17 protein-coding genes, 1 tRNA gene and 2 pseudogenes are annotated in these 17265 nt (G+C 45.7%); 11 read left to right on the top strand and 9 right to left on the bottom strand.

Annotated elements, in window-relative coordinates; translation table 11 throughout:
* Window positions 1-100 precede the first annotated feature (100 nt).
* Both FAZ14_RS11490 and FAZ14_RS11485 read left to right on the top strand, forming a co-directional pair.
* Window positions 101-934, top strand: a complete 834-nt coding sequence (locus tag FAZ14_RS11490) for a helix-turn-helix domain-containing protein (RefSeq protein ID WP_016942661.1) — start codon at window positions 101-103, stop codon at window positions 932-934.
* Between the two features lie 144 nt (window positions 935-1078).
* Entirely contained in the window at window positions 1079-2461 is a 1383-nt protein-coding gene (locus FAZ14_RS11485) for an APC family permease (RefSeq protein WP_016942660.1), read from the top strand.
* A 109-nt stretch (window positions 2462-2570) separates the two neighbouring features.
* Here FAZ14_RS11485 and FAZ14_RS11480 read toward each other — a convergent pair whose 3' ends face one another.
* Genes FAZ14_RS11480 through FAZ14_RS11465 form a run of 4 tightly spaced genes read right to left on the bottom strand, consistent with a single transcriptional unit; the run spans window position 2571 to window position 7255 of the window.
* Window positions 2571-4019 (bottom strand): amidase, encoded by a 1449-nt coding sequence (locus FAZ14_RS11480; RefSeq protein WP_016942659.1) that lies wholly within the window; start codon window positions 4017-4019, stop codon window positions 2571-2573.
* A 28-nt stretch (window positions 4020-4047) separates the two neighbouring features.
* Window positions 4048-5259 (bottom strand): MFS transporter, encoded by a 1212-nt coding sequence (locus FAZ14_RS11475; RefSeq protein ID WP_153508568.1) that lies wholly within the window; start codon window positions 5257-5259, stop codon window positions 4048-4050.
* Window positions 5260-5269: 10 nt separating this feature from the next.
* Window positions 5270-6205 (bottom strand): SphA family protein, encoded by a 936-nt coding sequence (locus tag FAZ14_RS11470; protein WP_016942657.1) that lies wholly within the window; start codon window positions 6203-6205, stop codon window positions 5270-5272.
* Window positions 6206-6262: 57 nt separating this feature from the next.
* Window positions 6263-7255, bottom strand: coding sequence for a helix-turn-helix domain-containing protein (locus FAZ14_RS11465; protein ID WP_020477056.1), 993 nt, complete (start codon window positions 7253-7255; stop codon window positions 6263-6265).
* 425 nt (window positions 7256-7680) lie between these two features.
* On the opposite strand from FAZ14_RS11465, the gene FAZ14_RS11460 reads away from it, so the two are divergent.
* On the top strand, window positions 7681-8226 hold the full coding sequence (locus tag FAZ14_RS11460) for a hypothetical protein (RefSeq protein ID WP_029456491.1): 546 nt from the start codon (window positions 7681-7683) through the stop codon (window positions 8224-8226).
* A 45-nt stretch (window positions 8227-8271) separates the two neighbouring features.
* On the opposite strand, the gene FAZ14_RS11455 is transcribed toward FAZ14_RS11460, so the two are convergent.
* On the bottom strand, window positions 8272-8838 hold the full coding sequence (locus FAZ14_RS11455) for a hypothetical protein (RefSeq protein WP_016942654.1): 567 nt from the start codon (window positions 8836-8838) through the stop codon (window positions 8272-8274).
* A 160-nt stretch (window positions 8839-8998) separates the two neighbouring features.
* Between FAZ14_RS11455 and FAZ14_RS11450 the strand changes: the two are divergent.
* The 3 genes and pseudogenes from FAZ14_RS11450 to FAZ14_RS20295 all read left to right on the top strand — a co-directional run.
* Window positions 8999-9186, top strand: a pseudogene (locus tag FAZ14_RS11450) (DNA primase); the annotation flags it as partial.
* Window positions 9187-9238: 52 nt separating this feature from the next.
* A complete protein-coding gene (locus tag FAZ14_RS11445) occupies window positions 9239-9463 on the top strand; it encodes a type II toxin-antitoxin system CcdA family antitoxin (RefSeq protein WP_050544616.1) in 225 nt (74 codons plus the stop codon).
* Between the two features lie 2 nt (window positions 9464-9465).
* Window positions 9466-9740, top strand: a pseudogene (locus FAZ14_RS20295) (CcdB family protein).
* Between the two features lie 78 nt (window positions 9741-9818).
* On the opposite strand, the gene FAZ14_RS11435 reads toward FAZ14_RS20295, so the two are convergent.
* Entirely contained in the window at window positions 9819-10802 is a 984-nt protein-coding gene (locus tag FAZ14_RS11435; protein WP_153508567.1) for an NAD-dependent epimerase/dehydratase family protein, read from the bottom strand.
* 94 nt (window positions 10803-10896) lie between these two features.
* On the opposite strand from FAZ14_RS11435, the gene FAZ14_RS11430 reads away from it, so the two are divergent.
* Together FAZ14_RS11430 and FAZ14_RS11425 are read left to right on the top strand one after the other, a co-directional pair.
* Window positions 10897-11805 (top strand): LysR family transcriptional regulator, encoded by a 909-nt coding sequence (locus tag FAZ14_RS11430; RefSeq protein ID WP_153508566.1) that lies wholly within the window; start codon window positions 10897-10899, stop codon window positions 11803-11805.
* Window positions 11806-11953: 148 nt separating this feature from the next.
* Window positions 11954-12130 carry a hypothetical protein gene (locus tag FAZ14_RS11425; RefSeq protein WP_202959046.1) on the top strand — a complete coding sequence of 59 codons (177 nt, stop codon included), beginning with the start codon at window positions 11954-11956 and terminating at the stop codon, window positions 12128-12130.
* 101 nt (window positions 12131-12231) lie between these two features.
* Here FAZ14_RS11425 and FAZ14_RS20470 read toward each other — a convergent pair whose 3' ends face one another.
* Complete coding sequence (locus FAZ14_RS20470) at window positions 12232-12426, bottom strand: hypothetical protein (protein ID WP_153508565.1); 195 nt, start codon at window positions 12424-12426, stop codon at window positions 12232-12234.
* 294 nt (window positions 12427-12720) lie between these two features.
* Here FAZ14_RS20470 and FAZ14_RS11415 point away from each other — a divergent pair, with 294 nt between their 5' ends.
* From FAZ14_RS11415 to FAZ14_RS11405, 3 genes are all read left to right on the top strand, one after another.
* The gene (locus FAZ14_RS11415) at window positions 12721-13491 is read left to right on the top strand and encodes a DUF3800 domain-containing protein (protein ID WP_153508564.1); all 771 of its coding nucleotides are present in this window, start codon (window positions 12721-12723) and stop codon (window positions 13489-13491) included.
* Window positions 13492-13771: 280 nt separating this feature from the next.
* Window positions 13772-14518, top strand: a complete 747-nt coding sequence (locus FAZ14_RS11410) for a hypothetical protein (RefSeq protein ID WP_201765541.1) — start codon at window positions 13772-13774, stop codon at window positions 14516-14518.
* Window positions 14504-14605, top strand: a tRNA-OTHER gene (locus FAZ14_RS11405). Before FAZ14_RS11410 ends, FAZ14_RS11405 begins: the two co-directional genes overlap by 15 nt.
* Before the next feature lie 253 nt (window positions 14606-14858).
* On the opposite strand, the gene FAZ14_RS11400 is transcribed toward FAZ14_RS11405, so the two are convergent.
* Entirely contained in the window at window positions 14859-15788 is a 930-nt protein-coding gene (locus tag FAZ14_RS11400; protein ID WP_153508563.1) for a retron St85 family RNA-directed DNA polymerase, read from the bottom strand.
* 312 nt (window positions 15789-16100) lie between these two features.
* Entirely contained in the window at window positions 16101-16979 is an 879-nt protein-coding gene (locus tag FAZ14_RS11395; protein WP_153508562.1) for a retron St85 family effector protein, read from the bottom strand.
* Window positions 16980-17265 lie beyond the last annotated feature (286 nt).

The following is a 17265-nucleotide window of genomic DNA, read 5'->3' as shown; positions in this document are numbered from 1 at the left end:
ATACGTGACGGTAGTCGGCCTGTATTGAATATTTGCGACATCGGCGTGGCACAGGGTTTGCATTATCCAGCGATAGGCTTAGTCGATATCGGAGCGTGTTATGTCTGAAAATTCCCTTTGTCGCCCTGCGGGAAGTTTTCTCCCGGAACAGCCGTGGTTTGTGCTCAATGCTGCGCAGCATTACTCGGTGACCGCCTCAGAAAACCCGGCAATTTCACACTTTTACAGCTTCGATGTAGCGCAAACGGCAGGGATGACGCTGGCGGTGCCTGACGGTTGTGTTGATATCGTTTTTGATTGCGATCCGCTGAATCCTAAAGGTCGCGTGTGCGGTACCACACTAGAAGCTCGTGGTGCAGACATGCTGCACAACCATCATTATTTCGGCGTGCGTTTTGCGCCGGGTGTTATTCCTGATTTTCTTGATGTGATGGCCGAAGAGATCGCCAATCGTGAATTCAGCTTTCTTGACGTGGTGCCAGATGCCCGGTTGGCGTTTGAACAAATTGTGCAACAGCGCGATTTTTCACGGCAAATTTCATTATTTAATGCCTATTTCACGCCACGACTGGTGCGTAAGTCTTCACCCGTCACCACGTCCATTATTCGGGCAATGGTGCAGCAGAAGGGGAATATCCGTATCGACCAACTGGAAACGTTGACCGGCTATACGTGCCGGACTATTCAGCGGCAGTTCCGCCAGGACACCGGGTTATCACCGAAAGCATTTAGCCGTATTCTGCGCGGCCAGTCCGCACTGCACCGCATTCATTCACAAGAAGATATTTCCTTTAGCAACCTGGCGTTTGACCTTGGTTTTAGCGACCAGTCGCACTTTCTGCGCGAGTTTAAGAAGTTCGTCAGTATTACACCGTGCGATTATCAGCGGCACATTGCCGACGATGCGTTACTCCATCGCCTGCGCTACCACTAAGCACTACAACGGTGCAAGCCTGCACCGTTGCCCTGTCCGATTTTTTCTATCCGCGTATACGGGGAAATGATTCAGTGAAGTTACCTGCTTCAGGCGACGCAGATTGTCTGAAAAATTTCACTCTCTTTCACGGAGACGCTAACGATGAACAACGATAATGGTTTACGCAAAAATACGTTGGGTTTATTTTCCCTGGTCTTTTTTGTGGTCGCGGCCGCATCGCCTTTGACTGGCGTGGTCGGTGGCCTGCCGATAGCGATTATTTCCGGCAACGGCGGCGGCATTCCGGTGTTTTATATTCTGTCGTGCATTATTTTGATGACATTTGCGGTGGGTTTTATCGCCATGAGCCGCTACGTCAATAATGCCGGTGCTTTCTATACCTACATCTCAAAAGGGTTGGGTGACCACTGGGGAGCATCAGCCTCTGTGTTGGCGCTGATGGCCTATGCTTCCATCCAGGTGGCGATTGTTGCCATGCTCGGCTTTTTTACACAGTTGTTTTTGGAAGAGCATGTCAGCCTGCATCTTCCCTGGTGGATGCTGAGCATGGTATTCACGGTGATTGCCTGGGTGCTGGGCATCAAGCGCGTTGAGGTGGGGGGCAAGCTGCTGGGCGTGCTGATGCTGGCTGAAGTTGCCATCGTACTGCTGACTGACGTCATGCTGCTGGTAAAGAAAGCCGGTTCCTACACCGTCGAATCGTTTGAACCTTCGGTGTTCATGCACGGTAACCTTGGCATCGCCTTCATTTTTACTATCGCTTCCTTTATCGGTTTTGAATCAACAGCCATTTACGCTGAAGAGTGCCGGGACCCGCAGAAAACCGTACCCCGTGCCACCCTCTGTGCCTTGCTGCTGATCACCGCTTTTTTCTGTTTCACCAGTTGGTCACTGGTACAGGCGTATGGCTTCGATGACATCGTCGCCATTGCCAGCAAGGACCCCGGTAATTTTGTTTTCAATATTACTCGCCAGTATGTCGGGCAGTGGGCGGTCGATAGTATGTCGGTTCTGTTGATCACCAGCCTGTTCGCGGCCTCTCTGGCCTTTCACAACAACATTTCGCGTTACATCTTTAGCATCAGCCGTGATGGCTTGATCTGGAAAGCACTGAGCAAAACCCACCTGACTAACGGCACCCCGCATAATGCCAGCCATCTGCACAGCGTTATCCTGTTGATATTGCTGCTTGGAATAGGAAGCGCGGGCCTGGATCCGATGGTGCATATTTTTGCTATCGGTTCAGCCGTCGCGACCCTGTGCATTCTCATTCTGCAATTGGGTGTATCGGCTGCGGTGGTGATGTTCTTCCGCCGCATGTCCACCGACGATAGCCGTCTGCAGGTATTCTGGGCTCCACTGCTGTCGGTGATTTTTATGTCGATCACCATTATTCTGGTCGTCACCAATCTGCAGTCCTTGAGCGGCAGTGATTCCGTGGTGGTGAAGACGATTCCGTGGTTTATTGCGGCCTGTGCGCTGGCGGGGTATTACATGTCATCACTGCGTACCGTGAGAATCTAAGACAGAAGACGTGTTTTGCCTTCTTCTGTTTCAGCAATGAAAAAGGCGCTCCCGCAGCGGTGTGTAGGGAGCGCCTTTTACTGCTTTTCCGGACCCTAAAATGAGCGAATTAACTTAGCGCATTTATCGAGGGGATGTGTTTCGCCCACGGTTTCACTCGTTCTAGCTCAGCGGCGAGTGACAGCAGCGTTTGCTCATCACCAAAACGGGCTGCAAAGTGTGAACCAATAGGTAACCCTTCCGGCGTCCAGTAAAGCGGGACAGACATGGCGGGCTGGCCGGTAGCGTTAAATAATGCAGTAAACGGACAATAACGATGAAACCCTTCAATAACATCACGCACACTCAGCGTATCATCAAAGGCATCCAGTTGGCCGATAAGCGGCGGGGCCTGTGTCAGCGTTGGTGTGAGAATCAGATCGTATTGCGTCATGAAATGGGCGAAGCGACGTCCCAGCGCGTGTATGGCATTCACTGCCATCACATAGTCAGTCCCGGGTATGCGACCACGCTCCCGTAACATCACGCGGGTTCTCGGCTCTACTTCCTCAAATGACACTGGCTGGCCACGTATATGACTCAGCATGTCAACATAAGTCTGTGTGTTAACGCCGATAATGGTAAACACATCACTGTAGAACTGCTCGGCATCAACGGGCAGCGAGACAACCTCCACGTGGTGTCCCAATTGTTCACACAAGGCTGCGGTAGCGCGAACGCTCTCCAGTGCCTGTTTACTGGTGGTCCAGGGTGATAAGTGTTCGACCATAGCGATGCGCAATTTTCCGGTCGGTCGCGACAAACCATCAAGGAAGGGGGCAGCCTGATAGGGGGCAGCATAGGGGGCACCCAGGTCAGAACCTGCAGAAATATCCAGTAACGCTGCGCTGTCGCGTACCGATAGGGTAATGGCGTGCGATACGCCCATTCCTGCCCAGCCTTCACCGGCTAATGGCCCGTTAGGCATACGTCCACGGGTTGGTTTCAAACCAAACACCCCACAGCAGGAAGCGGGGACGCGAATGGAGCCGCCGCCATCATTGCCATGTGCGAAAGGAACGACTCTGGCTGCGACGAGCGCTGCAGCACCGCCACTGGAGCCTCCGGCGCTATGCGCCAGATTCCATGGGTTGCGTGTTGCGCCGAAGCGTGTTGATTCTGTCGTATAGGACGAACCAAATTCAGGTGATGTTGACGTCCCCGCAATGACAATACCTGCTTTACGGTAACGTGATACTAACTCATCATCTAATCCTGGATGTGCATCGCCCAAGGCGAGTGATCCGTTAGCCATTCGAGCCTCTTTTACCGCGGTAAATAAATCTTTAACTAGTGTTGGAACCCCGGCAAATGTTCCCGTCATTACATGAGGTTGTCTGGCGTTCTCTCGTGCGCTTTCGAACAGCGTTTCAGCGACGGCATTAATGTGTGGGTTCACTTTCTCCAAACGTTCAATAACGCCTTCAAGTAGTTCACCTGGCGTCACATCGCCACATTTGACGTACTGAGCAAGGCCCAGTCCATCTTCAGTATCCAGAATTTGTTGGATTGGCTTCATGGTAATACTCCTTAGTCGATTATGATTTTTATCGGTTGATAGTCACTTGGGGGCCGCGTGTTTTTAGGGCACTTACCAGCCACAGCAAGGCACTGCCAAAGCTGGCAATAGATAAAATTTGAATTGCCGCCACAACTCCTTGTGTCAATCCTGCTAATACTGCCACAATCAATGGACTAACAAACTGGCCGATATACAAGCAGCCTGTAAACATGCCCACGCCTTTCCCACGGTGTTTTTCAGACAATGCGTTCATAACGGGAAGCATCGTGTTAGGAACCAGTATGCCGATACCGACACCATGGATAAACACCGCAACCAGAATGTGTGGATAACCCGTTGCGTGAACCAACAACCACAGCCCAATTCCTGTCAGCGTCAGTAGTAAGACATTAACGCCCATAATGCCAAACTGCCCACGCAGTAGCGGCCACAGTAACGATCCCACCAATGAAGCCAGTAATCCTACTCCGGCAGAAAGACCAATAAGAGTGCTGGATGTCACCCCTGACTGCACCAATAGCGCAGGGGTTTGTACAGGAACAACGAATGCCAGCACCATACCGCCAAAGATCAGTAGGTAATTGGCCAGCAGCGCCGCCAAATTTATCGGCTGGGATTCTGATTGCGAATGAGGCTGAGGAAGATGTTGAGATGTCGGTTCCCAAAGTATCTTCATCATAAATGGGACTAACAGCAGTGGTAGCAGATAAAGGTAGAAGGGCATTCTCCAGGAATGTTCGCCCAGCGCACCGCCGACGATGAAAAATATCGCGCCGACAACACCAATCGAGACAACCTGTAAATTAACGAAACGGCTTCGCTCCTGAGCATGCCAATAATCGGCAATCAGGGTCGAGCTGCAGGTCATGATAGCGGCTTCGCAGACACCAAATACCAGTCGGCTGAATACAATGCCGCTTAGATTATTGAGCAACGCAGGCAACATGCCGGTAACGGCATACAGTAGCGTTGCAAGAATAAGCAGATTTTTGCGACCACAGCGGTCGGCCAACCAGCCAACCATTGGCGAACACACTGCCATGGCTAGCGCCGGCCCTGTGATGGTTAATGGGATTAAAATATTCGCGCCAGGCGTTGTGGTGCCAAATTCTGCGGCTATTTTCGGCATCACCGCAGCAATCATGACCGATCCCATAATGGTCAGGCTGCTACCCAGAATAAGAATCAGCCCTTCTTTGCTCGCGCGAGGGCGATGTAATGATGTGGTTATCGACATGGCACGTTCCTCAGAAACTTTGTGCAACACGTAAAGCGATGGTGTAACCCTGGGTACGGTTACGACTGTCATCTTCTTTGTAAGCGTGAATCCAGAAAGAGGGGCTGGTTGGGGAGAAGTAACTCACCGCAGGGCCGTAGGCAAATGTTCGAGATCGGTTGCCTGCTGTCAGCGAGTTGCTCCGGTCATCGCTGAATTGGTTGTAGTAGTAGCCGCCAATACCTACTGTCCAGTTACCAATGTGCTGACCTGCGGCATATTCGTAACGATATTCCGTGCCGTTGCGATAATCTGTCTCGTGGTTTTCTGTATTGAAATCAACCTGAAAGCTCGATGAAACCTCAAAACCGCTGTTTGTTATATAGGTGGCATTGAGCATCGGAGAAAAAACCCAATGGTTGAGACCAGGGTTTAGTAACCGGTTTTTATCGTAATCGCCAGTCGGTGCCTGAACCTGAAATTGGGTGTTGATAGAGAGGTTTTGAGAGGGGACCCAGCCAAGGATAAGCGGTATGACCTGAAGGTCTGCCTGACGGAAGACATCACTGCTGAGTGATAATGGACCAACCGGTGTTTGTGCGACCATGTCCGTGTCCATTTTGAAAAACGGTTGAATCACACCAAAACCGTAACGCCCTCCTAATAGCGTTTGATCTGTCATCTTCAGCCAGGCCAGGCTCATAGTGAGTACTTGCAGAGAGAACGGGGCATTTTTTTTGTTGCCAGCGTTATCGAGATTGGCATGTGCGCTGTAGTACGCCACGCGGGAGCCAAACGTTCCCAAGTCGGTGGTATGCGGTAAAAAGCCCGCACCAAAGTCATAGGTTCCTGCGGCAGTAGAGGGAGTTCCATTTTCTGTTGCCATGCCCGGTGTTACGGTCATGGCAAGGAAAAGCGGAGAAAAGAAGGTAATTGCTGTGATATTTCTGCGATAATTCATCTTCATGCTGCCATCTCCTGATTTTGTTGTGAATCCAGAGTAGGCAATGGAAATGGCTTGTTGTTATCCGGAATTAGCAAAATTGTTGCCGGAGCGATTTAATGTTGTTGATGGATATTCCCCAAAAAGCTGACGATAGTCGTTCGCGAAGCGGCTGAGATGCCAGAACCCCCAGTGACACGCAGTGTCTTGCACAGTTGTTGCGCCCTCTAATAGGTCATGGTGCACACCATTTAGACGTAATATGCGTAGATAGCTGATGGGATTAATTCCCAGGGTTTCCTGAAAGCAGTACTGAAGTTTACGGCGGCTCGCCCCTGCATATTTACACACATCCAGAATAGAAGGGGGGCTATCACAGTGCGCCATCATGTATTCACGAGCACGATCCACAATGCGTTTTTTGGTACTGTTGGTTAGGACGATAGCAGATTCAGGTTCAATTATTTCAGATAGATAGATAAGAATGGTGTCTTTAATCGCCTGACGCACCGCTGCGAATGTCAATAATGTAGGATTACTGTTATTGCTTTCATTGACTTCAATACTGTCGCTGAGCATACGCCAGCGCATGAGGTTATCATGATTAACCAGCGGAAAGAGGAGAGGTGCGCGTAGCGTTCGTTCATCAACGGCGTCAAAAATAGTAGGGAAACAGGCGCTATCCACGCTGATCAGAAGTAGATCAACAGACTCCGGTGCTCGTAATTCTGGCAAGGAGTTTGACGGCGCAACCAGCAGGCTTTCACGATGAATATGATGGCCTGCACAGTAAAAGGCGTCTGACGGCGTATAAAGTGGAAAGGTAAATAGCTGATTTTTAACAGCCTGACCTTCCTTTAGCAGTGCTTGGGTCGTGCGCTCGCGAATCAGTTGGATGCCTTCTAACTCCAGAACGGTCAACTGACCATCGAATTTTCCCTGAGTAAACTGGTTATAGTGCAGTGACCAACCAGGGATATTGACAACATGTTCAGCAATATTCTGGGATCGGATATGCGTCAGGGAAAATGAGCTCAATTCAGTATTAGCAATGTCAGTTATATTCTCAGCCATATTCATTGTCTTCTTATTCACTCGAGGCGATACGGGTGCAGTGTTCATCACGTTACTGATGAGCAAGGCGCGTGCCAGTTGCGAGAATGGCGATATTCAATGAGTTGATTTGCTAAAAATGGATAGTGACTTGACGTGATCTTACCCAGCAACAGTGGACACGTGACGTCACTCTCAAGTAGGGGAGATTACTCTGGAAGGGGGACGTTGCGTGGGGAGGATCAGCTTGTGTAGCTATAATTCATCACGGCAGAACTGTCATACTGCTGTCGAGTGCTCGGCGGGGAAATGCTGAAGCAGTGAATGCCTCCGTGAGTAATGATAATCATGCCACAGGTTTGGAACAAAATTATTGTATTTCTGAATAACATTCATTTACATTTATCAATGGGTTGTATTTTTTCATCTTGCATATTGGGATAATTATGTTTATACGATTGTTTTGGATAGGGATGCTTTGTGGATGTGTGAGTGGATGTTCTGTTGCAACCTATAGCCATAAGTTAGAGGATTATTCGGGAAGTGACCGTGTTGGAATGACCTTTGATAACCGAAATCTTGATTACATTCGTGTTTATCCGAATACCCATGAATGTATTAATTTAGATGCACCTGACAATGGGTACACTAATAATGCTGTTGGTTTTCAAACAAAGTTGAATAATAAGGAACTGGGTTTTCCTGAAATTCCGGAGTCCTCACCAATGAAACGTGAATTTTGGGTGAGTGCCAAAGGGAATATCGCAGTGAGAATGATCGCACCAAATGGTGTTGCTGACACGATAACATTTAAACCGGTTATCGGAAATTATTATTATGTCACTGGCGTTTTAGTCAGCCCATATTCGTCTCGTCACCTGGCTGTTTACGAGGTTTTTAAAACGGATAAAGGGTTTTATGATCGTAGACCTGTGACCGACCTTGCAATAAAGAACTGCAAGGTCTTCGAGTCCCGATTCCAGCAATTCTGACTTTATTGCCAGATAATCTATGTATTATCTGGCAATATTGGTTAACTAATAAACGTTGGCTAACTGTTGTCCGGTAAATGTGCCGTTATACCATGCATCCAGAGCAGATAACAAATTCCTGACCTCTGCTTCTGTCATGGCGTACGAACTGCCATTTTTATAGGGTTGAATAACCAGCAATTGGACATCAGAGCGAGAGTGCAGGTAATCAAATTGGTATTCAACCTCTTCATTTTCAAACATTGTTCCCGCAACGTTTCCCCGTTTACGTAGCATAGTCGTTTTTTGGTCTTTAGCTTTGGGCTGTTTTACCCATAGTAGGAAATCACGCAATGGCTGTGTTTGTCTTTGATAATCGTCGCGAGTGAACCCGAAGTAAGCGTATTTATTGTATGTGACTAATGCGACTTTGCTTTTGTCATCTGAAATTTTTAGATTGAATACTTGTTTACCGTCCGTACATTCATTGAACTTGGGTTTGTAATCGCAGGCAGAAACACCGTCAATTTTATAGACTTCGTACAGACGTAGCGTAGCATATTTGTCAAAAGTGGTGAGTGCCTGGCAGCCGGATAAAATGAAAAGCATAAAAGGTAGTACGAGATAGCGCATAAACTTGGATTCCTCACGAGTTTGTATATTGCAAAACGCCACTGATAGTGGGGTGCAGAGGCGTTCTAAATTTTCGTTTTTATGGCGAAAAGGATTCTTGTTAGGACCAACTAAATTAAAGGGAGTGTATCAATAAAAATAATTATTATCATCTTATTATGTTTTTATGTCTATCTTAGAGAGGGAAAACGAAGACGGAGAAATCGATACTATCCCGATGCTGAAAATCTTCACCGTGTTTAACGTTGAACAAATTGACGGCTTTTCCTTGTCTACTGAGGCTGTTAGCCCCGCAGAGACATTCGAGCCATTCTACAGGCTGAAAACCTGTTGCGTCGCAGTGGTGCCGTATAGAAATGAAAGGGAAGTTTGCAGGCTGCGGGCGGCAAAGAGTCGGCGCATCCTGCAAACGGTGTTTTTATTACCGGTCGTGACCGTGACGGTAGAGCGTGCCTTACTGGTGCGGTCGCGTGAGGCGGGCATTAACCTGAGTGCCACCCTTGATGCGGAGCTTCGTCGTTATGAAGCGAAGAAATGGCAGGAAGAGAACAGGCATGCCATCGACGCATTAAATCGCTTTCATGATGAAAATGGCTGTTTCAGCGATGAATACCGGACGTTTTAACCCTGCAATTCACCATATACGGTAATACCGGGAAAAGCGTCGTTTACCTGCTGTTGCTCGATGTTACGAGCGATATTCTCGGGTAGTTGAATCGTCGGATAGTGATCCGTTGCGCCCTGTTGAAAAGTACCCGGCAGGCCGCCGACCGGAGCACCTTGCCCCTTTCTTCAGGCTGTCGGACGGCAAAGAATACGCTGTAATGACGCGCGAACCGGCAAGTCTTCCAGTGCAGGCTCTGGGTGCGGTGTTTTGTGATGCGTCGCAGTACCCACTTTAACGTCTGCTCCTGGCTCATAGCTGCCTGGCGATGTCTGGATTTGCCGCTTCATGCCAGAAGCGCGCCCCTCTGATCCGTTCACAAATGTGCGAATGACTTGTGATTAATGCAGCCCTGGCCGATTAACGTGATACGCACAGCCTCAATAAGCGGGGTATGCGGTTCGTGGCCTAAAAAATTGATCAGTTTTGCATTATCCATCTGTATTGCCTGTTCCCACAAATAACGCATTTCCAGCATTTCATGCAGTGTGGTGTTGAAAGGTGCCATTGCCAGAATAAGCCACCAGGGAAATGATTTTACCTTCGCATTAACACCCGCAAGTTGTGCGACACGCTGTATGGCGTCGGCCATCGCCGTGCCATCGGCATCCCAGTGTCCTCGCATATGAAAACAGGCAAAAGGGTCAAGTTGATCCCGACGCGCTAACAGCGCAACCAGGGTTTCGGCGACGTCCGGCAGGTAGGCCCACTGGTGGCCTATCCCGGCTTTGCCTGGGTTTTTAATTATCCGTGGGTGTTGCCCCGGTTTGATCCATCCCTGTGAAAACCAGTTATTGCCTGCGTCGGGGCCAAAGAAGTCACCAGTCCGCAGAATCAGCACCTTTCCGCCACGCTGCGCGTAGGCGAACAATGCCTTCTCCATTTGCACCCGTATTGCCCCTTTTCTGGTGACAGGATTTTGGGGAGAGCCTTCCCGCAAGAGTGGAAAGGCGTCCGGACCGTAGTTGTAAACGGTGCCCGGGAGAACGATTAATGTTCCATTTCGCTCTGCGGCATCGATGGTGTTCTGTAACATTGGCAAAACCAGTTGTTCCCAGTTTCGATAACCTGGTGGATTAACCGCATGGACAATCACGCTACAGTCTGATGCCGCCGCCGCGACCTGCTCAGCATTTAGCGCATCACCGCTTATCCACGTCATACTCCCGTGCTCTTCATTCTGCGGGACGTTGCGACGCAATGCATGAACGTCCCATTTTTCGCGGATAAGTTGACGGGCGATTTCGCTACCGATTCCGCCTGTTGCGCCCAGTATGAGAGCCTTGTTTTTGCTTTTCATGGTGTTACCTTTGCCGGATGTCTGCTTGACATCGTAGTGCCTACACAAGATAAATGTAATTGCATAACATCAGACAGCAGGTATGCATTTTTGTATGAAGCTAAATATTCCATGGGAATGGTATCGAACCTTCCTGGCGGTGATGAAAGAAGGTTCCCTGTCGGGGGCAGCCCGTCAACTGGCTATTACCCAGCCCACAGCGGGACGCCACGTGGCGGCGCTGGAATCCGCCCTTGGTCTGGTTTTGTTTACACGTTCTCAAACTGGTCTACAGGCCACAGAAGCGGCGGTAGCAATTCAGAGCCATGCGCAAGCGATGGAAAACACGGCCAGTATGATTGAGCGTTCGGCTGCCAGCTTCAGTACCCACACCGCCGGGTTGCATGGTGTGGTTCGCGTTTCTGCGAGCGAAATTATCGGTACAGAAGTGCTGCCTCCCCTGATTGCACGAATTAAAGAAGATTATCCGCAACTTACCATTGAGCTGGTGCTGTCTAACCGAATGCAGGATTTATTGAACCGGGAAGCGGATATTGCGGTACGCATGACCACACCGGTGCAGGAACAACTGATTGCGCGTCGGTTGGGCAGTATTGAAATTGGTCTGCATGCCTCACCGTCCTATCTGGCACGTCATGCCGCACCAGAAAGTATTGACGAGTTGTTCACCCATACACTTGTGGGCTTTGATAAAACGACGCCCTTTATTTTACAGGCGCTGAAACACTATCCCCAGTTAAATCGTGAACGCCTTACCGTGCGCACTGACAGTGATGTGGCGCAATTGAACCTTATCCGCGCAGGTGCTGGCATAGGGATGTGCCAGGTTCAACTGGCCGATTTTCCTGTTCCATTAGCGAGGTTGATGCCTGATTTCTTTGCATTTCATCTCGATACCTGGCTGGTGATGCATGAGGACTTGCGCCACAGTAAGGCCTGTAAAACAGTGTTCGATATTCTTGCAGAGGGCTTACAGGCTTATATCAATAACGTCGGTTTGTGATAATCCCAGCAGGGGAACTGGCGCAGCACAGGAAATCAAGGCGTTGCCGTTCTCGAATGAGTTCGAGATTCAATGCTATTGCTTCCGCGTAATTTGATGTATTTAAAAAATTGAATTCTATTCCTCATATTCACAAAGGAGCCGACCTATGCAACATCTCCCCGAGATTATTGGAATTGCAACGGCGCTCGCCGCTGGCTCAGCAAGCCCTGGTCCGAGCTTCGTGATGGTGGCACGTACATCGGCAAGTATGGGGCGGCTCAATGGTTTGTTAGCAGCGTTGGGGATGGGGTTTTGCAGATGGTTTTACGTTGAGGATTTTTGAGTCATTAAGAGACATACGGGGGTCATTCTGTCATCGAACCAACCTGACCCCCACATTCTTCCCGTGCAGAGGGAAAACTGAAAATGCATCGGGAAGATATTTCATGCTATATCGCTAAATAAAAAGCAAAAAGCAGATGCCTTTCGACATCTGCTTTTTCTGAATTTGGCTCCTCTGACTGGGATCGCCTTTGCCAGTAACTGGCTAAGAATTAAGCTAAACCTGAAAGCTCTCTCTGTCAAGACCACCAGAATGACCACCAATAGTTGCAGATTATATAAATTTGGTGTAAGCAAACCTCGACATGTTTATGATCATATCTATAAGGGCATTGTTGATCCTGTCCCGATAGTGGAACTGTACCGAGGAAAAACTTGGCAGCCTGCTCTGTGCCAGACACGGACATTTCATACCTTGGTTTATGTGACCAAAATCAGTGTGGCACTACAGAGCGGTAGTGAAACCCCTGTGACTATACCAAACAAACTGGATCACGGTTGGCTAAGCGGTTATAGTCAAAGCATTGCCAGCTGCTTGGGTTGCACATTAAATACCCATGTTATTAATAATGCTTATACACGAGTCTTTTCATGGAATATGTGGCTTTTGGTGATGAAAGCGGTACGACAGGGAGTGACCGTTGTTATGGTATTGGCTTATTGTGTATACGAAAAAACACACTGGATATATTCAATGAGCGTGTTCGGAAACTGAAAGACAAGTACGGCATCGTTGGTGAATTGAAATGGTCAAAGATTAAGAACAGCGCTGGGCAAGCAAACATCTGCCTTGAATTATTGGCTCTTGTGCTAAAAAATTCATGCTGTTTTCACTCTATCGTAGTTGTGAAGAATATTTATAACAATTGGCAAACGAACAGGGAAATGGCGTTCTATCAGACTTACACTCTCCTTGTTAAGAATGCAGCACGTCAGCTTAAGAGTCCAATAGATGTCATGATTGACAAAAAAATTGATAAGTATAAGAAAAATGATGAGGTTACTGGGATCATCGCCAATAATATGTTGGCTAAAGCTGGTATAGATAAACTGGTGACGTCTGTAACGATGCATGATTCCAAACATCACTTGGGTTTACAGGTTGTAGATATTTTAACGGGGGCAGTAAACTCTGGTTACCTTAAATTTCTCAATTCTCAGTTGCAGTTATCGGTAGCAAAGGAAATAGCATTCAAACGAATGGCAGCAATGCTTGGGTGGGACCATTTTCACTATGATACCTATCCGAACAAAGACTTTAATATCTGGCACTTTCCTCTTGAGATGCGAGGTGTACCGAGGTCGATGAGTATCAGACCAAATTATGGCGTGCCATTTGTTATGAGAGATGAGCTGACTTGATTACTTGTTTTAAAATTGTTACTCAGAACCTTGGGTATCGAACGTCTTCGAATACGAACAGGACTGCGACCGTGTTACAAAGCTTTAGGTGTATTTAGCTCAGACTTGATCTAGTATTGTCACGATACAGAGCTAAGCCTTGCCTGACAGGCAGTTCTGTGCAAAATGCGGATATTCCCTGTATACTTATTATTATTTATAAAATAATATATTAAGATTGAGAATAGAAAGGGCATCACTGATGTGCGCATACAGGCCCCCAAGCGTAAGAAATTTTAAGTTGTACATAGGTGAGCTTACAGCAGAAGCAGCTGCAGTCCATATTTCGTTATTAGAGTCCAAAAAATTCGAACTTGAAAATGAGAAATATTGGAGTGAAAAGGCTGAAGAGGCAGGTATAAAACTTGAAGGTATAAAATCTGATATAGTGCTAAATAGCCAGAATAGACTCGCAATTGTATCGCTTTATAGTGGATTTGACTTATTTTTGGAAGAAATTGAATCCGAATGTAATCGTTATGGCTTCCAGTGGGAAAAAAAAGATAAAGTTTCCCCTTTGAAAATACTAGAAAACAATTTCACTAAAACGCCATTAAATAAAACAAACTTCCGGTATGAATCTGATTCAGCCGATTATTTTAGGCTACTACGCAATTCAATTGCTCATCCAAGTATAGAGAGCAAAAAGAAAGCAATTGAATATTATAACTCTAAGAAAAACTCCCTCGACTTCTTGCAAAAAAAATACAACATGATTTCGGCTCCAAATGAGCCAAACAGCTTATCATTTCATGATATTAAGTTTTGGTGCCAATTTCTTTTAGACTTTACAGAACAAATAGCAGAACTCCTTGAACCTACGGAGAAAATGATTTTTGATAGCATCCCGTTCAATACTTGGAAAAAATATGGTGAAGATCACGAAAAGATAAAAAAAGTTGCTAAAACCTATATACATTCACAATACTCTTATGATCTTGACAAGGCAGATAAAATCATAGAAAATTTCTATGACTCACTCGCTTAATAGGTAAAGCAACTCCCTTCATAAGCGCCTTGCAATAGGGTGCTTATGAAGGAGTAGCTCTGAGTTCGACTCTCAGGTGAGTCGCCAGCCAAAACCAGACAATCAAATTTTTGTTTCAACCAACTTTCTATATCTACAATAGTCCTCAGTGCTGAGGTCTATTCATAGCTGACCTACAGTGACATGCATTCTCCCGCTCTGCGCCAGAAGCGAACATCTCGGACGTTACGGCACGTTAGGTCAGATATCTAAAAACGCATGGTCCGCTTGGGTGGGGTACTTACAATGGTTTTTTAGCTGGCTATAAATTATGAGACCATTAAATTGGTCTCCATTGGTGTTAAATGTCTGTAATGAGGGATATTTGCTTTTGGTAAAATGTGGAAAGTTTCTTTCCTTTTTCTTTATCGATACTTTGAACAAAAGACAATATGCCTCTTATAATTTCATTTTTGTTTTGGACTTCATTTCTTACTAGGTCATATATTCTTTTTCGGTAGACGCAATAATTTTTTTTACTGATAGTAATCCTGGGTGTTACAGTTAACCCTGTAACTTCCCTTCTCACCTTAGGACCAAGGAATTTTTCTTTTTTTGTGTTAACGGTAAATCCCTCATCGGCAATTATCATTTTTATTAAATAAGATGCTTTCTGTAAGATAAGTATTTTATTTCCTGATATGCAAAGATCATCAGCATAACGTGTGTAAGTTAAAGCCCTTTTTTTACAATATGTAGATACACGATGGTCGAGTCTTAAGCAAACGAGATTAGATAAGGCTGGTGAAGTTGGTGCACCTTGAGGTAAATATCCACTTTTAGTACAAAAGGACGTAAGTATAAATGCTATATTATTGTTATATCCAATATTTCTGAATAATGTATATACATGAGATGCTGGTACATTGGTAAAAAAATCTTGTAAATCGAGATTCAATACGTATTGATTTCCTTCATGTGGTTTAGCATTGTCAATGATAGATTTTTTTCTTACAAAGCCTTTTGCATAAATTGATGGTGCTAATTTATCTAAAATATATCTAAGAATCCATCGTTGTATTGCTTTCAACTCTCTTAGAGGGCTTTCGATGTGCCTAATGCCACCGGTTTTTTTTTTCATTTCTATACGGTGGTAGTATTTATCATTATTTAAACTGAATTTGGAGATAACTTCTTTCGGAAGCCTGAGGGATTGTGACAAATCGTCAACATTCTCAAGAATTGGAAGAGATAACAGTTGCTGGGTATACTTTCCTTGATGAGTATTCATATTTATTTCATCATAGTAGCGTTGTATTTATATGCTCGAAAATAGTGTGCTAGTTTTTAACGACTACAGCGAGGAAGGGGAATGAGCATCCATACCTAGGAAGGTATGGATGCGAAGCATCCTTCCGTAAGGCGGATGTACGAGTCCCCCAAATCACGGCGGGCGGGAATTGGGGGACTCGATCATCGCGCTATCTCTGTGATGAACTGCGGGAACGGAGAGACTCTCCATCCACTGTGAACTTGACTAGCGAACCAGTAAGTCACCTGCTTAAAAACTAGCACACTGCGGAATTCTATGATGAAACACTAATCAGTGTCTAGCATATTGTTTATTCATGATTCTTGTTCTTAGTGCAGTGAGTGATGATTTTAAGTGGAAACTATTTATTATTGAATCATAACCCATTTGAGTTATCGTGAATAAACCCTCTTGCTGGTTGATCATACCAGCCCTTATGAGTGAGTGCGTTGCAGCTTTACAGGCAATATTATCCCTACTTTCGAATTTTCTCTCCATGATAAGTTCCATGGTTTTGTACACTGACAATAAATTCAAATCATCAAACAGGTAAGTTAAAAGCAATACATGCTTCGAATATAATAAGATGTTATCTAACTCTTTCTTCTTTCTTCCGCTTGGAAGTGTTGCCTTAATTTTATTGAGTACTGATTTTACATGTATTGAATTCTTTTCATCGAAATTTTTTGGAATGTCATATATTTCACCGCCATGAGTTCGAACTAGCCTAACAGGCCCATGATTTATAAAACTTTTTCCTGACTTGAACTCACCCATTCTCATTACTAGCATTTTTTTTGCTAAGGCTTTATCCATGGAAAATGCACCTAATTCAGCGAAAGAGCCAGGACTTTCAGGTATGAGAATTATCAGGTCAACAGAGTTCGCAAGTTGAGTTTCAAGGGATAGCAGGCTATTTTTCCCTTGCCCTTCAAGGAGGTCTTCAAATAAATCTTCTGGGTAGGTAAGAGTTATTCCTTTCTCTTGAGAAAGAAAGGTTGAGAATTTATATCTGAGGCTTTTTTTATCAGTTTTATCTTTTCCACATAAAAATATTGTTTTTTGTGATTCATCAAATCCATTTATTAATAGATCTCTAATTTCATCGATGGTTTGATAGATATGTTGGTCGGGAAATTTATTAATGATGCTCTGTTTGAGAGGTTTCATGATTATTCCTAACAATGGCATTTCTCATAAATATCATGGTATTCTATGATAAAAAAAGAAGGCTTGCATCATAAATTTTTAATTTATGCAGTGTTGCTGTAATTTCATGACCGATCTGGTTCAAAAAGATAAGATGAAATTTATTGCGGTATATTTTAAATTTATATTCCGTCGCATAAAGTGTGAGTTGTAACTTATAACCTTGTTAAGATTGTTGATTGTTGATTGTTGATTGTTGATTGTTGATTGTTGATTGTTGATTGTTGATTGTTGATTGTTGATTGTT

Source organism: Dickeya oryzae (genome assembly GCF_009372235.1).
Taxonomy (GTDB): Bacteria; Pseudomonadota; Gammaproteobacteria; order Enterobacterales; family Enterobacteriaceae; genus Dickeya; species Dickeya oryzae.
The sequence above is the reverse complement of the archived record's forward strand: the minus strand, read 5'-3'. Positions and strand labels throughout refer to the sequence as shown.

Excerpts from the sequence above, each read along its gene's own strand:
- FAZ14_RS11395 (WP_153508562.1), bottom strand. The coding sequence starts at position 16,979 with ATGAAACCTCTCAAACAGAGCATCATTAATAAATTTCCCGACCAACAT.
- FAZ14_RS11480 (WP_016942659.1), bottom strand. The coding sequence starts at position 4,019 with ATGAAGCCAATCCAACAAATTCTGGATACTGAAGATGGACTGGGCCTT.
- FAZ14_RS11490 (WP_016942661.1), top strand. The coding sequence starts at position 101 with ATGTCTGAAAATTCCCTTTGTCGCCCTGCGGGAAGTTTTCTCCCGGAA.
- FAZ14_RS11430 (WP_153508566.1), top strand. The coding sequence starts at position 10,897 with ATGAAGCTAAATATTCCATGGGAATGGTATCGAACCTTCCTGGCGGTG.
- FAZ14_RS11415 (WP_153508564.1), top strand. The coding sequence starts at position 12,721 with ATGGAATATGTGGCTTTTGGTGATGAAAGCGGTACGACAGGGAGTGAC.
- FAZ14_RS11435 (WP_153508567.1), bottom strand. The coding sequence starts at position 10,802 with ATGAAAAGCAAAAACAAGGCTCTCATACTGGGCGCAACAGGCGGAATC.
- FAZ14_RS11465 (WP_020477056.1), bottom strand. The coding sequence starts at position 7,255 with ATGGCTGAGAATATAACTGACATTGCTAATACTGAATTGAGCTCATTT.
- FAZ14_RS11455 (WP_016942654.1), bottom strand. The coding sequence starts at position 8,838 with ATGCGCTATCTCGTACTACCTTTTATGCTTTTCATTTTATCCGGCTGC.
- FAZ14_RS11400 (WP_153508563.1), bottom strand. The coding sequence starts at position 15,788 with ATGAATACTCATCAAGGAAAGTATACCCAGCAACTGTTATCTCTTCCA.
- FAZ14_RS11460 (WP_029456491.1), top strand. The coding sequence starts at position 7,681 with ATGTTTATACGATTGTTTTGGATAGGGATGCTTTGTGGATGTGTGAGT.
- FAZ14_RS11425 (WP_202959046.1), top strand. The coding sequence starts at position 11,954 with ATGCAACATCTCCCCGAGATTATTGGAATTGCAACGGCGCTCGCCGCT.
- FAZ14_RS11475 (WP_153508568.1), bottom strand. The coding sequence starts at position 5,259 with ATGTCGATAACCACATCATTACATCGCCCTCGCGCGAGCAAAGAAGGG.
- FAZ14_RS11485 (WP_016942660.1), top strand. The coding sequence starts at position 1,079 with ATGAACAACGATAATGGTTTACGCAAAAATACGTTGGGTTTATTTTCC.
- FAZ14_RS11470 (WP_016942657.1), bottom strand. The coding sequence starts at position 6,205 with ATGAAGATGAATTATCGCAGAAATATCACAGCAATTACCTTCTTTTCT.